The organism is Erythrobacter cryptus DSM 12079 (assembly GCF_000422985.1).
In the GTDB taxonomy this organism is placed as follows: Bacteria; Pseudomonadota; Alphaproteobacteria; order Sphingomonadales; family Sphingomonadaceae; genus Erythrobacter; species Erythrobacter cryptus.
This window is the reverse complement of sequence record NZ_AUHC01000001.1, coordinates 166,845-181,441: the sequence shown is the minus strand read 5'-3', so window position 1 is coordinate 181,441 and position 14,597 is coordinate 166,845. Positions and strand designations below refer to the sequence as shown.

General features: G+C 67.6%; 11 protein-coding genes. 1 reads left to right on the top strand and 10 read right to left on the bottom strand.

Annotated features, from left to right (window positions below; all coding sequences use genetic code 11):
• Nucleotides 1–34: 34 nt before the first annotated feature.
• The 8 genes from G524_RS0100885 to radA all read right to left on the bottom strand — a co-directional run bounded on the left by G524_RS0100885 (nt 35) and on the right by radA (nt 8,857).
• Nucleotides 35–1,381, bottom strand: coding sequence for a M28 family peptidase (locus G524_RS0100885; protein WP_036857041.1), 1,347 nt, complete (start codon nt 1,379–1,381; stop codon nt 35–37).
• A 51-nt stretch (nt 1,382–1,432) separates the two neighbouring features.
• Entirely contained in the window at nt 1,433–2,977 is a 1,545-nt protein-coding gene (locus G524_RS0100880) for an aminoacyl--tRNA ligase-related protein (RefSeq protein WP_027442011.1), read from the bottom strand.
• A gap of 62 nt (nt 2,978–3,039) precedes the next feature.
• A complete protein-coding gene (gene phaR / locus G524_RS0100875; RefSeq protein WP_027442010.1) occupies nt 3,040–3,609 on the bottom strand; it encodes a polyhydroxyalkanoate synthesis repressor PhaR in 570 nt (189 codons plus the stop codon).
• Nucleotides 3,610–3,693: 84 nt separating this feature from the next.
• Nucleotides 3,694–4,779, bottom strand: a complete 1,086-nt coding sequence (gene alr / locus G524_RS0100870) for an alanine racemase (RefSeq protein WP_051220803.1) — start codon at nt 4,777–4,779, stop codon at nt 3,694–3,696.
• Nucleotides 4,772–6,403 (bottom strand): MFS transporter, encoded by a 1,632-nt coding sequence (locus G524_RS0100865; RefSeq protein ID WP_027442008.1) that lies wholly within the window; start codon nt 6,401–6,403, stop codon nt 4,772–4,774. Before G524_RS0100865 ends, alr begins: the two co-directional genes overlap by 8 nt.
• Nucleotides 6,404–6,461: 58 nt before the next feature.
• Complete coding sequence (locus G524_RS0100860; RefSeq protein WP_027442007.1) at nt 6,462–6,905, bottom strand: iron-sulfur cluster assembly scaffold protein; 444 nt, start codon at nt 6,903–6,905, stop codon at nt 6,462–6,464.
• Between the two features lie 6 nt (nt 6,906–6,911).
• Nucleotides 6,912–7,466 carry a CvpA family protein gene (locus tag G524_RS0100855; protein ID WP_027442006.1) on the bottom strand — a complete coding sequence of 185 codons (555 nt, stop codon included), beginning with the start codon at nt 7,464–7,466 and terminating at the stop codon, nt 6,912–6,914.
• 11 nt (nt 7,467–7,477) lie between these two features.
• On the bottom strand, nt 7,478–8,857 hold the full coding sequence (gene radA, locus G524_RS0100850; protein ID WP_027442005.1) for a DNA repair protein RadA: 1,380 nt from the start codon (nt 8,855–8,857) through the stop codon (nt 7,478–7,480).
• Nucleotides 8,858–8,930: 73 nt separating this feature from the next.
• Between radA and G524_RS0100845 the strand changes: the two genes are divergently transcribed.
• A complete protein-coding gene (locus G524_RS0100845; protein ID WP_027442004.1) occupies nt 8,931–11,246 on the top strand; it encodes a patatin-like protein in 2,316 nt (771 codons plus the stop codon).
• An 80-nt stretch (nt 11,247–11,326) separates the two neighbouring features.
• Here G524_RS0100845 and dnaJ read toward each other — a convergent pair whose 3' ends face one another.
• Nucleotides 11,327–12,478 (bottom strand): molecular chaperone DnaJ, encoded by a 1,152-nt coding sequence (gene dnaJ, locus G524_RS0100840; protein ID WP_027442003.1) that lies wholly within the window; start codon nt 12,476–12,478, stop codon nt 11,327–11,329.
• Nucleotides 12,479–12,569: 91 nt separating this feature from the next.
• Nucleotides 12,570–14,492, bottom strand: coding sequence for a molecular chaperone DnaK (gene dnaK, locus G524_RS0100835; protein WP_027442002.1), 1,923 nt, complete (start codon nt 14,490–14,492; stop codon nt 12,570–12,572).
• Nucleotides 14,493–14,597 lie beyond the last annotated feature (105 nt).

Below are 14,597 nucleotides of genomic sequence, written 5' to 3'. Positions count from 1 at the left end.
CTATGGCGCCGCGCGCGCCGTGTCGAGCAATGGTTCAGCGCTGCTGCACCGGCCCGAAGGCGCCGCCGGGCACGGCGCTTGCCACGGGCGAGCAGACTTCCCCGGCACAAGCCGCCACGCCAAACAGGTAATCATCCCCGCGCCGGGCAATCACCGCCGCCTGCTCGCCATCCCCCACGGTCTGGCCACCGGCAAGGGTCTCGTCTGACCACTTTGCCGCGTCGGTGGCGCGCACCTTGATGCGGAAGGATTGGGCACCATCGGGCACGCTCCAGCGCAGCAGACTGTCGCGCCGCACCGCCGCCTCCACGCGCACACTCGGCGGCATCGGTGCGCGGGCAAGCGCATCGAGCGCGCGGACATTGAGCCGCGTCACCCGGGCAAGATAGGCAAAATCCATTTCCTCGATGGTATCGCCATAGGTAACGCCGTTCTCGACGCGGATGTCCTGGTGCTGGTGGTCGTAATCCTCGACCCCGACAGTGAAGCGGATCGCCGGAAAGCCTCTCTCGAGGAAGGGCACCTGGTCGCCGCCGCGGCCCATGCGATCGGTGCGCCAGATCTGCCGCACCTGGATATCGTCCGGATGCTGCTCAGCCAGCTCGGCGACCCAGCGCGAAAGATTGCGCGAAGGGCTGTCATTCTCACCGCCAAAGCGGGTCTGCGCCGCGCGCAAGCTATCGTTGAGATCGGCGCGGGGGCCTTCGGAAAAGACCCGCACGATCATCGGCTCGCAATAGCCCTCGCCGCTGCAGGAATTGCCGACGATGTCGTTGTTGAGCACCGCCTTGACGGTGAAGCCCTGGGCGGCGGCCCAATCGGCAAGGATGCGCCCGCCAAATAGCCCCTGCTCCTCGCCCGAGAGCAGCGCATAGATGATGGTGGAGGGATATTTCCGGCCCGCAAGCACCCGGGCCGCCTCGAGCACCAGGGCGCTGCCCGAGCCATCATCATTGGCGCCGGGGGCATCGCTGGTCGCATCCATCACGTCGGAGACGCGGCTGTCGATATGGCCCTGCACGATCACGACCTCGTTCGGCCGCGCGCTGCCGCGCTGGATCGCGACGGCATTGCGCACCAGCGTCGGCGCCGGAATACGGCGGCCATCGGGCGCGATCACCTCGGCCACGGGCAGCACCTCGAGGCACCCACCACAGGTGGCGCCGATCCGCCCGAACTCAGCGAGCGCCCAATCCACCGCCGCGCCGATCCCGCGCCTGGGATCGGTCTGCGAGGACAGGGTGTGGCGGGTGCCAAAGCTCACCAGCGCCTCGACATCAGCGCGCAGGCGCTCGGCTGAAACCTTGTCGGCCGGGTGATCCTCAGCGGCGAGCGGGGCGGCGATGAGCGCGGCGGCGAAGAAAGCGAGGCGGGTGATCATGCCCCGCTGTCTGCCCGCACGAACCTGTTGGGGCAAGCCCGGACGCGCGGATCAGTAAGCCCGCGCGACGATAATCCGCTCGACCGCCTTCTCGCCGGTGAAGATGCAGGTGCCGCCCGCCGGCTCGGCCCCGCACGGCACGTTGCGGATGGTGAGCTTGGCCGCCTTGAGCTGCGCGACCACCTGCTCCAGCGCCGCGCCGCTGGGCCGCGCCCATTCGACCTCGACCCAGCCCGGATATTTGCCGCCCTGCGCGAAATGATCGACCACCGCGCGCCAATCGGTAAGCGCACGAGTGATATTGGCATCGCGCCGCGCGCGGGCCTCGGCAAAGAGGCCCTGCTGGATCGCCTCGAGCAGCGCGCCGGCCCCGGCAACGAAGTCGTCGAGCGCCGGATAGGTGAAGGCAGGCTTGCCGCTCTCGGCGTTCCACAGCCGGTCACGCCGAAGCACCGCCAGCTTGCCCTCGGCCATGTCGCGCGGGCCAACCTCGATGATCACGGGCGCGCCTCTCCTCACCCAGTCCCAGCGCTTGGCTGCGGCCTTGCCGGGCTTCACATCGAGCAGCACCCGCAGCCGTTCGCCAAAGGCGCTGTGCTGAGCAAGCTCGGCGCGCGCACGCTCGCAATAGGCGATGAGTTCGGCGTCCTCGGGTGCCTCGCGCAGCATCGGGATGACGACGATCTGCTGCGGCGCGATCTTCGGCGGCACGCGCAGCCCGTCATCATCGCCATGGGTCATGATCACCCCGCCGATGAGGCGCGTCGAAACCCCCCAGCTGGTGGTGTGGGCATATTGCTGGGTGCCCTCGCGATCCTGGAACTGGATGCCGGCGGCGCGGGCGAAATTGGTGCCGAGGTAGTGGCTGGTGCCGGCCTGCAGCGCCTTGCCGTCCTGCATCATCGCCTCGATCGACCAGGTCTCGACCGCACCCGGGAAACGCTCGTTCTCAGGCTTCTCCCCGGCGATCACCGGCAGCGCCAGATCCTCCTCGGCACAGGCGCGATACATCTCGAGCGCGCGGTGGGTTTCAGCGAGGGCATCCTCGCGGGTCTCGTGCGCGGTATGGCCTTCCTGCCAGAGGAATTCGCTGGTGCGCAGGAACATGCGGGTGCGCATCTCCCAGCGCACCACATTGGCCCATTGGTTGGTGAGCAGCGGCAGATCGCGCCAGCTCTGCACCCAGCGCGCCATGGCATCGCCGATGATCGTCTCCGAAGTTGGACGCACCACCAGCGGCTCTTCGAGCTTGGCGGCGGGATCAGGGATCAGCCCGCCCTTGCCATCGGCGATCAGGCGGTGGTGGGTGACGACCGCCATCTCCTTGGCAAAGCCTTCGACATGCTCGGCCTCGCGGGTGAAATTGGCGAGCGGAATGAACAGCGGGAAATAGCAGTTCTGCACGCCTGCGGCCTTGATGCGCTCATCCATCAGCCGCTGGATGCGCTCCCAGATGCCATAGCCCCAGGGCTTGATCACCATGCAGCCGCGCACGCCCGATTCCTCGGCCATGTCGGCAGCCGCGATCACTTCCTGATACCAGCTGGCAAAATCATCGGCGCGCCTGGTGGAGAGCGCGTGGCGGATCTGGGACACTTGGGGTGCTTTCCTGAAAATGCTCGAGAGGCAGCGCCGAGGCGCGGGGACGTGCCAAAGCGCTATTTGCCGAGTTCGTCCAGCCGCTTTTGCATCGCCGCCATCTGCGCGCGCAGCTCGGCCAGCTCATCAGCTGGCGGCGGCGGTGCCGGCTTGTCCTTGGGCTTGGACATGGCGGGCAGGAAGACATCGGCCGCGGCGCGCATCATCGCCATGTTGGTCTCGTGCAGCGCAGCGAGCGGCCCCGCGCTCATACCCTTTTCAAAGGCCTCGCGGATCTTGGCCTGGTTCTCGCGGAAATTGTTCATGCTGGCTTCGAGATAGGACGGCATCAGCGCCTGCATCGAATTGCCATACATGCCGATGAGCTGGCGCAGGAAGCTCACCGGGAGCATCTGCCCGCCATTGGCTTCCTCCTCCATGATGATCTGGGTGAGGATCGAATGGGTGATGTCATCCCCGCTCTTGGCATCGAGCACCTGGAACTCGACATTCTCGCGCACCATCCGGGCGAGGTCTTCAAGCGTGATGTAGCTCGATGACGCGGTGTTGTAGAGCCGCCGGTTGGCGTATTTCTTGATGATGATCGCTTCGCCTTCAGCGCGCGATGCTGCCTTCGCCTTTCCGACCATTGACCCGCGATCCTTGTTATGTCTCCCCGGAACTCCGCCTTTAGCACCCGCACAAGCTGCAGCGCAATAAGCGGCCCGGTGAAACTAACAGCGGCGCAGGCGTGGCCCGATGGTGGTGAGCAGCTCGTAAGGCGAAAGCCCGCCGGCCTGCCCTGCATCGGCAAGGTTCCACGGCACCTCCACCCATTCACCCGCGGCAAGATCAGGCGCAGGCCCGAGATCGACCACCACCATGTCCATCGACACCTTGCCAAGGATCGGCAGGGCGCGGCCCTGATGCAGGAGGGCATTGCCCGGCCCGCGCTGGCGCAGGAAGCCATCGGCATAGCCGATCGCCACCGTGCCGATGCGCATCGGCGCCGCAGCGGTGAAGGCGGCGTTGTAGCCCACGCTCTCGCCCGCGCCGATCTCGCGGCATTGCAAAAGCTGCGCCTCGATCCGGGCGACGGGGCGGATGTGGGGGGCAAGCTCACCCCGCGGCACACCGCCATAGAGCGCAAGCCCCGGCCGCGTGAGATCGAAGGCGAAGCGCTCGCCCAGCGCGATCCCGGCGCTGTTGGCAAGGCTCACGCGCCGATGGGGGATCGCCGGGGCGAGCGCGCGCAGCAGCTCGGCTTGCCGCGCGTTCATGGCGCTGTCCTCGTCGGCGCTGGCAAGGTGGCTCATCAGGATATCAATCTCGAGCGCGGCGATCGCCGGATCGCCCGCCTCGGCCGGGGCAATGCCGAGCCGGTTGATCCCGGTGTCGATCATCAGGTGGCAGCGCCCACCCCCCGTGGCGTTCCACAGCCGCGCCTGATCGAGCGAATTGATCACCGGCACCGCGCCGCACGCGCGGGCAAAGGCGCAGTCCGCCGCGCTCATCGGACCGTGGAGGACCGCGATTGCCTCTGCCGGGACGTGGGCCGCAAGCGCGCGCACCTCGCTCCAATGGGCAACAAAGAAGCTGCGGCACCCCGCTGCAAGGAGCACGGGCGCGCAGGTGTCGATGCCAAGGCCGTAGCAATCGGCCTTGACCGCCGCCCCGGTCTCGGCCCGCCCCGAAAGCGCGGCCAGCGCGCGCCAGTTTGCCGCAAGGGCCGCCTGATCGACAATGAGGCGCAGCTGCGGCGGCGGCACGGCCAGATCCGCTGCTGTCGCAGAGGGGCACGCGCGGCGCAGCTCAGTCATCGGCAAAGTCTCGCGGCGGCCCGCCCGGAATGCCCCACCAGGCCACCACCACCCCGAAGGCGACCACCGCCCAAGTGTACCACAGCCCGGCATAAATATCCCCGGTGCTCGCCACGATTACCCCGGCGATCAGCGGCAGGAATCCGCCAAGGTAGCCCGCGCCGATATGATAGGGGATCGACATCGAGGAATAGCGGATCTTGGCCGGGAACATTTCCGAAAGCAGCGCGGCCACCGAGCCATAGGTGAGCGCCGAGAGCATCCCCAGCACCAGCAGCACCGCGATGATCCCGAGCACATTGGCCAGCGCGGGGCGCTGCTTGGAAAAGTCAAAGCCATGCGCGGCAAGCGCGGCCTGCACTCCGGCCTTGCGCGCGGCAGCATCGGCAAACCAGGCCGGATCGATCGCAACCGGCTCGCCGCCGACGGTGAGCGAGAGTTCATCACCCGGGGTCAGGCTGTAGGCCACGCCCGAGGCGGTGAGGGTTTCGAGCAGCTTGCCGCAATCGGTCTGCTCACGCTGGAACAGCTCGGCAAAGGGATCGGTCTCGCAGGCCGGGCCGCTCACCGCCACCGGGGCGCGGCGCGCGGCTTCGGCAAGGCCGGGATTGGCAAGACCGCCCAGCGCCCAGAACAGCGGGAAAAGCAGCACCAGCGTCAGAGCCGCGCCGATGATGATCGGCAGCTTGCGCCCCACCCGGTCTGACCACTTGCCCACGACAAGGTAGAAGCTCATCGCAATCAGGCCCGAGATCAGCAGCACCCATTCGACGGTCAGGTCATCGACATGCATCGGCCCGCGCAGGAAGCTCATGCCGGAGAAGAAGGCGGTGTACCAGATCGTGGTGAGCACCCCGGTGATGCCGAAAAGCGCAACGAAGATGCGCTTCTTGTTGCCGGGATAGGTGAAGCTTTCGACAAAGGGGTTGCCGCTGGTTTCGCCCGCCGCCTTCATCGCCTGGAACACCGGGCTTTCGGACAGCTTGAGGCGCATCCACAGCGATATGCCGAGCAGGATCAGCGAGAGCAGGAAAGGCACGCGCCAACCCCAGGCGGCAAAGGCCTCGGCCGGGATCAGCGCCCGGCAGGCGAGCACCACCATGATCGAAAGGACAAAGCCCCCGGCGACGCTCGCTTGGATGAAGCTGGTGTAAAAGCCGCGCTTTTCGGGCGGGGCATGCTCGGCGACATAGATCGCCGCCCCACCATATTCCCCGCCCAGCGCCAGGCCCTGGATCACCCGCAGGCAGATGACAATGATCGGGGCGGCCATGCCGATCGTGTCCACCGTGGGGATGAGACCGACGCCCGCGGTAGCAATCCCCATCAGCGTGACAGTGACAAGAAAGGTGTATTTGCGCCCCAGCCGGTCACCCAGAAAGCCGAACAGGATCGCCCCCAGCGGGCGAAAGGCAAAGCCGACCGCGAAGGTTGACCAGACGAGGAGCAGGCCCAGCGTCTCGTTGTCGGTGGCGTAGAAGGCGTCCTTGAGGATGTAGGCCAGCGTGCCGTAGATGAAGAAATCATACCATTCAAAGATCGTGCCCGCGCTCGAGGCGGCGATCACCAGCCGGATTTCCTGTTCGCTCGGCTCGCGGGTGCCGAGCGCCTCAGCCTGTGCCATGCGTGTCTTTCCCCTTTGCACGCGCAGCAGCTGCGCTGCGCGAGACTTTCCCGCTTCCCTAGCCGCCCGCTGCCGGGCAGGAAAGCGCCTGCGCCGCCGCCTTCCACGGCAGCAGCAGCGCCTCGTGCCGCCCGGGATGTTCGCGCGCCGGTGCCAGCGCGGCAAGCCCCGGCCAATCAGGCAGCGGAGCATCACCGCCAAGCCAGGCGGCAAGCTGCGCGCCGGTGGCGGTGATCGCCGCAGCGCCTTGCCCGATCGCGCCGCGCGCCATGAGCGCGGCCGAGGCCTGGCCGATGGCGCAGGCCGAGACCATCATCCCGATCCGCTCCACCAGCCCCGCCCCATCGCAGGCAAGGCCAAGCGCGATCACGCTACCGCAGCTGCGCGAACGCGCCTCGGCCCGCAGTGGCAGGGCCGGATCGAGGGGATAAGCGGAAAGCTCGGCTGCAAGCGCGAGCAGCCCCGGGCTGTAGAGCCGTGCCGCAGGACTGGGCCTTGCCATCCCCGCTCAGCCGCCCTTGCCCCCGGCGCGCGCGGCTGCGGCATCGCGCGTCTCGGCCTCGCGCCGCAAGCGCTCACGCTGCACCGCGATCGCCGGGATCAGCTGACGCGAGAAGGCATCGGCAGCCGCATAGGTGCGCGCACCGGTGATCCATTGCGGCCTGCCGCGATATCCCCAGCTCTGATCGAAGCCGATCGCCAGCAGGGCAAAGGCAAAGACCGCGATCAGCGCGCCCTTGACCGCGCCGAAGCCGAAACCGAGCACCCGATCGATCGGGCCGAGCACCGCCCCGTCCGAGGCGCCGCTCGCAGTGCCGGTGATCACCTTCATCGCCGCATAGGGAATGAGCAGCAGGAGCACGAAGGCCAGCAGCGAGACCGCCGGCTCGGCGCGATAGACGTTGCGCAACGCCTCGGTGAGGTAGGGGTGCAGAAAGTGCAGCGCCAGCGCCGCCATCACCCACGAGGCAAGCGAGAGCACTTCCTGCACCAGTCCGCGGGTGAAGCCGCCAACTGCTGCAACGCCGACGATGATGATAATGATGATGTCAAGCCCGGCCATGGCCAGCTTGGTTATGCGCTGCCCATCACCTGGTCAACGAGGTTCGCAAGCGCGCCAAGCTCGCGGTAATCGGCCCCGCCTCCCTCGCGCCCGGCCCCGGCGAGCGCGCCGGGCGGGCCATAGCAGCGGGCAAAGCCGAGCTTGGCCGCCTCGCGCAGCCGCACCGGGGCATGGGCCACGGCGCGGATCTCGCCCGCAAGGCTCACCTCGCCGAACCAGGCGGTCTTGTCGGGCAAGGGCCGGTCCGCCAGCGCCGAGACCAGCGCCGCGGCCACGGCAAGATCGGCCGCCGGATCGGTCAGGCGATAGCCCCCGGCGACATTGAGATAGACCTCGGCGGCCGAGAAATTGAGCCCGCAGCGCGATTCGAGCACCGCAAGCAGCATTGCCAGCCGCCCGCTGTCCCACCCCACCACCGCGCGGCGCGGCGTTGCGCCCGATTGCAGCCGCACGATCAGCGCCTGGATCTCGACCAGCACCGGACGGGTGCCCTCGAGCGCAGGGAACACCGCGCTTCCCGCCACCGGGCGTTCGCGCCCGGAAAGGAACAGCAGCGAGGGGTTGGCCACCTCCTCCAGCCCCTCGCCCGCCATGGCAAAGACCCCGATCTCGTCCACCGCGCCGAAACGGTTCTTGAGCGCGCGCAGGATGCGATACTGGTGCGAGCGTTCGCCCTCGAAGCTCATCACCACATCGACCATGTGCTCAAGCACCCGCGGCCCGGCGATGCTGCCATCCTTGGTGACATGGCCAACGAGCACCAGCGCGCAGCCGCTCTCCTTGGCGTAGCGGATAAGCTCGAGCGCGCAGCCGCGCACCTGGCTGACCGTGCCGGGGGCACCCTCGATCATGTCGGCGTGCATGGTCTGGATCGAATCGATCACCAGCAGCGCCGGGGGCGGCCCTTCGGCCAGCGTGGTGAGGATGTCGCGCACCGAGGTTTCCGCCGCCAGCCGGATCGGCGCTGCCGCCACCCCCATGCGCGCCGCGCGCAGCCGCACCTGGCCGGCGGCCTCCTCGCCGCTGACATAGACGACATCAAGCCCGCTGCGGGCGATGCTGGCCGCGGTCTGGAGCAGCAGGGTGGACTTGCCGATACCCGGATCGCCGCCCAGCAGCACCGCCGATCCCGGCACCAACCCGCCGCCCAGCGCCCGATCGAACTCGGCAAGGCCGCTCGAGGTGCGCTGCGGCAGCGGCGCCGGCGCATCGAGCGGCTCGAAGGCCACGAGCCGCCCACCCTGCGAGAGATCGTGCCTTTGCGCAAAGACGCTTGCCGGCACATCCTCGACCAGCGTGTTCCACGCCCCGCAATCGCCGCATTGCCCCTGCCAGCGGTGCGCGACCGCCCCGCATTCCTGACAGACATAGCGGCGCTTGGGTTTTGCCATGATCACCTGCCTTAACCGGAACAGATGCTGAACGCAATTGCATCGCGTGCCGCTTGGCCGCTAGGGATTGTCCATGCGCCAGAAGGAACTGCGCCTTGCCCTTGTCTGCTATGGCGGCATCAGCCTTGCGGTCTACATGCATGGCATCACGAAGGAAGTCTGGCATCTTGCCCGCGCCAGCCGCGCCTTTCATCACCCTTCGGCGGTGCGGCTCGAAGGCGCGGCCGCGGCCTATCTTGATGTGCTGGCGATGATCGAGCGCGAGCACGCCATGCGCCTGAGGGTGCTGCCCGACATCCTCACCGGGGCGAGCGCGGGGGGCATCAACGCGGTGTTCCTGGCCCAGGCGATCCATGCCGGCCACAGCCTCGAGCCGCTCACGGATCTGTGGCTTGCCAATGCCGATGTCAGCGCGCTCACCGATCCCGAGGCCGAGCCCTTGTGGCGCTATGCCAAGTTCTGGGCGCAGCCGATCGCCGAATGGTTCCTCTCGCGCCCCGACAATGGGGTGAGCGCCACGGTCTCGCCCGAAACGCGCGCCGAGGTGCGGCGAAAGGTCTCGCGCTTCGTGCGCGGGCGCTGGTTTGAACCGCCCTTCTCGGGCACGCGCTTTTCCGCCATGCTCTACGAGGCGCTGGCGCGCATGGCCGAGGAGGGCGACGGCGCGCCGCTGCTACCGCCAGGCCACCCGGTCGATCTGGTGGTGACGGCGACCGATTTTCGCGGCCATCCCGAAACCCTGCGGCTCCACTCTCCCCCCGAGGTGGAGGAGACCGAGCACCGCCTGCCGATCTGCTTTCGCGCCTCGGTTGGCGCCGACCCGCCGCAGGTGCTGGCCGACCGGCTCGAACTGGTGCTGGCCGCGCGCGCCACGGCCAGCTTTCCCGGCGCCTTTCCGCCGCTGACCCTGGCAGAAATCGACGCCCTGGCTGAGGCTCAGGGGCACATCTGGCACAGCCGTGAGACCTTTCTGGCCCGGACCATGCCCGCCCATGTGCGTGCCGGCACGCTCGATCAGGTGGCGCTGATCGACGGAGCGGTGCTGGTCAACGCCCCCTTCGGCGCCGCGCTCGGGGCGCTGCACGGGCGCCCGGCGCAGCGCGAGGTCGATCGCCGCTTCGTCTATCTCGACCCGCGCCCGGAAGGCAGCGGCCCTGCCCCCGGCACGCGGCGGCGCGAGGTCGGCTTCTTCGGTGCGATCTTCGGCTCGCTTTCGACCATCCCGCGTGAACAGCCGATCCGCGACGATCTCGAACGCATTGCCCAGCAATCGCGCGAGGCGGCGCGGCTGAGGCGCATCGTCATGGCGTTGCAGCCCGATATCGACCGCGCGGTGGAACGATTGTTCGGCTATACCTTCCTGCTCGATCGGCCGACGCCCAAGCGGCTTGCGGCCTGGCGGGCCAAGGCGCAGCAGGCCGCGGCCGAGCGCGCCGGCTATGCCTTTGCCGCCTATGCGCTGACCAAGTTCGAGGCGATCCTCGATCAACTCGCCCGGCTCACGCTCAAGGCAGCAGGAACGCCGATGGCCGATCCTGCCGAGTTGGTCAGCCGGCTGCGCGCTGCGCTGGCCGAACGCGGGCTGACCGAGCTGACCGACAGCAGCGGCGGGGCAAGCGCGCAGGCGATCGCCTTTTTCCGCGCGCACGACACCGGCTTTCGCATCCGCCGCCTGCAATTGCTGACGCGCAAGCTGGCGCGCGATTGGGAGCTTGATCCGGCCATCCCTGATGAGGCGCTTGACCGGGGGCGCGACCGGATTTTTGAAATCATCGCGCTTTATCACAAGGCCGACGAGGAGGTGCTGCAATCGCCGCGCTTTGCCGCACTGGCCGCGCGTGCCCACGACGCTCCGGACGCGGTGCTCGATTTCCTCGCCACTGAAAGGCTGCTGCCCGCGACCGACCTTGCAGCCGAGGAAATGCTGATCGCCGCGCTGGAGGACAGTCCCAAGCTCCTCAAGCGACGGATGCTGCTCACCTATCTCGGCTTTCCCTTCTACGATGTCGCCACCCTACCGCTGACCCGGCGCGAGGGGCTGGATGAGTTCAACCCGGTCAAGATCGATCGCATCTCGCCCGAGGATGCGCGCAGCATCCGCGAGGGCGGCACCGCGGCGACCTTGCGCGGCATCGAGTTCTACAATTTCGGCGCCTTCTTCAGCCGCGACTACCGCGAGAATGATTATCTGTGGGGCCGGCTGCACGGGACCGAGCGGATGATCGACCTCATCGCCTCGACCGTGCCCGGGGGCGTGCCGCCCGCCAGCCTGCGCGCGGCCAAGCGCGCGCTGTTCCTCGCCGTGCTCGAGGAGGAGGAAATCGCCGGGCGCTGCGCCATGGGCCTGCTCACACAGATCCGGCGCGAGGTGCACGAAAGGCTCGGTTGACCATCGGTTGCCGTTGCGTGGGGCGGCCTGCCGAGGCCATCACGCCAAGACCCGACAAGGCGCGCCCGCGCCCGCCCCCATCAGCCGCCGAAAGCTTCCTTGAGCTTGGCAAAGAAACTGCGGCTTTCGGGGCATTCCTCGCCGGTTTCGGTGGTGCGGAACTCCTCGAGCAGCTCGCGCTGGCGGCGGGTGAGGCGGGTCGGGGTCTCGACCACGATCTCGGCCACCAGATCGCCGCGCCCGCGCCCCTGAAGCATCGGCATCCCGGCCCCGCGGATGCGCAGCTGCTTGCCCGACTGGATGCCCGGCGGAATCTCGAGTCGGTTCACCCCGCCGCCAAGATCGGGGATCTCGACGCACCCACCGAGCGCCGCGGTGGTGAAGCTGATCGGCACCCGGGTGGCAAGCGTGGTGCCATCGCGCTCGAACAGCGGGTGCGGCTTTACATGGAGGAAGATGTAAAGATCGCCCGCCGGCGCGCCGCGCTGGCCGGCCTCGCCCTTGCCGGCAAGACGGATGCGGGTGCCGGTATCGACCCCGGCGGGAATATCGACCTTGAGGGTCTGGGGCTTGTCCACCCTGCCCTCGCCCCGGCACACCCGGCAGGGGTTCTCGATCACCGTGCCGCGGCCCGAACAGGTGGGGCACGGGCGCTCGATTACGAACAGGCCCTGCTTGGCGCGGACCGAACCCATGCCATGGCAAAGGTTGCAGGTGCGCTCGCTGGTGCCGGGGGTGGCGCCGGTGCCCTCGCAGGTCTCGCACGGGGCGCTGACCTCGATCTCGATCTCGGTCGACTTGCCGTGGAAGGCCTCCTCGAGGCTCACTTGCAGGTCATAGCGCAGATCGGCCCCGCGGCGGCTGTGCTGGCGCTGCGCCCCGCCGGTGCCAAAGGCGCTGCCGAAGATGGTCTCGAAGATGTCGCCGATATCGGCAAAGTCGCCGCGCGACCCGAAGCCGCCGCCAAAGGGCCCCGCACCGCCGCCGCCGTTCATCCCCTGGGTGAAGGCCTCGTGGCCGTAGCGGTCATAGGCGGCGCGCTTTTGCGGGTCCTTGAGGCAGTCATAGGCCTCGTTGATCGCCTTGAACTTGGCCTCGCAGCTGGCATCGCCCGGATTGCGGTCCGGGTGATATTTCATTGCCAGCTTGCGATAGGCGCGCTTCAGGGTCTCGCCGTCGGCGTCACGGCTGACCTCGAGCGTCTGATAGTAATCGAGCTGGGCGCTGGACATGAGGCTGACCTAATCCGCATCGCCGGTCGCCGCCGACGGGCCGGAAAGGGGAACCGGGCCCGCCGACGACGATAGGGTTGGCATCGGGGCTTTAGCCCTTCTTGTCTTCGTCGACCTCGGAGAATTCGGCGTCGACCACGTCCTCGGCCGGCGTTTCGGGAGCCGCGGCGCCATCGCCCTCGGGCGCGGCGGAAGCCTGCTGGGCCTCGTAGATCTGCTGACCCATCTTCATCGCCGCCTGGGTGAGCGCCTGGGCCTTGGCGTTGATCTCGTCGGCATCGCCGCCTTCAAGCGCGGTCTTGACCGCCGCGATCGCGGTTTCGACCTCGGCCTTGGTGGCCGCATCGATCCGCTCGCCATGCTCGGCAAGCTGCTTTTCGGTGGCGTGCACCAGACTATCGGCCTGGTTGCGCGCCTCGGCCGCGGCCCGGCGCTTCTTGTCCTCCTCGGCAAAGCGCTCGGCATCCTTGACCATCTGCTCGATGTCGGCCTCGCTCAGCCCGCCCGAGGCCTGGATCTTGATGGTCTGCTCCTTGCCGGTGCCCTTGTCCTTCGCGCTGACCGAGACGATGCCGTTGGCGTCGATGTCGAAGGTCACCTCGATCTGCGGCACCCCGCGCGGCGCCGGGGGAATGCCGATCAGGTCGAAATTGCCGAGCAGCTTGTTGTCGGCCGCCATCTCGCGCTCGCCCTGATAGACCTTGATCGTCACCGCGTCCTGGTTGTCCTCGGCGGTGGAGAACACCTGGGTCTTCTTGGTCGGAATGGTGGTGTTGCGGTCGATCATGCGGGTGAACACGCCGCCCAGCGTCTCAATACCGAGCGAGAGCGGGGTCACGTCGAGCAGCAGCACGTCCTTGACATCGCCCTGCAGCACGCCCGCCTGGATCGCCGCGCCCATGGCGACGACTTCGTCCGGGTTGACGCCGGTGTGCGGCTTGACGCCAAAGAACTGCTCCACCACCTCACGCACCTTGGGCATGCGGGTCATGCCGCCCACGAGGATCACCTCGTCAACCTGATCCTTGGTGATGCCGGCATCGGCCAGCGCCTTCTTGCACGGCTCGAGCGTGCGCTGGATCAGGTGATCGACCAGGCGCTCAAGATCGGCCCGGGTGATGGTTTCAACCAGGTGCAGCGGCGTCGTCACCCCGCCTTCCATGCGCGCGGTGATGAAGGGCAGGTTGATCTCGGTGGTCGCCGCGCTCGAAAGCTCGATCTTGGCCTTCTCGGCCGCCTCCTTGAGGCGCTGGAGCGCGAGCTTGTCGGCCTTGAGATCCATGCCTTCCTTCTTCTTGAACTGCTCGGCAAGATATTCGACGAGGGCGCTGTCGAAGTCCTCGCCGCCCAGGAAGGTGTCGCCATTGGTGGACTTCACCTCGAACACGCCATCACCGATCTCGAGGATCGAGATATCGAAGGTGCCCCCGCCAAGGTCATAGACCGCGATGGTCTTGCCATCCTGCTTGTCGAGACCATAGGCGAGCGCCGCCGCGGTCGGCTCGTTGATGATGCGCAGCACTTCCAGCCCAGCGATCTGCCCGGCATCCTTGGTCGCCTGGCGCTGGGCATCGTTGAAATAGGCCGGCACGGTGATCACCGCCTGGGTCACCGGCTCGCCCAGATAGCTCTCGGCGGTCTCCTTCATCTTCTGCAGGATGAAGGCGGAGATCTGCGAGGGGCTGTAATCCTCGCCCCCGGCGTGCACCCAGGCATCGCCGTTCTTGCCCTTGACGATCTTGTAGGGGACGAGCTCGGCATCCTTCTTGGTCATCGGATCGTCGAACCGGCGACCGATCAGGCGCTTGACCGCAAAGATCGTGTTGTCGGGGTTGGTCACCGCCTGGCGCTTGGCCGGCTGGCCGATGAGGCGCTGGCCATCCTTGGTGAAGGCGACGATCGAGGGCGTGGTGCGCGCCCCTTCGGAATTCTCGATGACCTTGGGCTTGCCCCCATCCATCACGGCCACGCAGGAATTGGTGGTGCCGAGGTCGATACCGATTACTTTACCCATGTTTTTCCCATCCATCTGGACAATTGTTGGACACCGCTGCCGTCGGCTTCCCGGATCGCGGCAAAGCACTTTGGCGGCTCGTTTGTGAGGGCGATATAGGTGCGG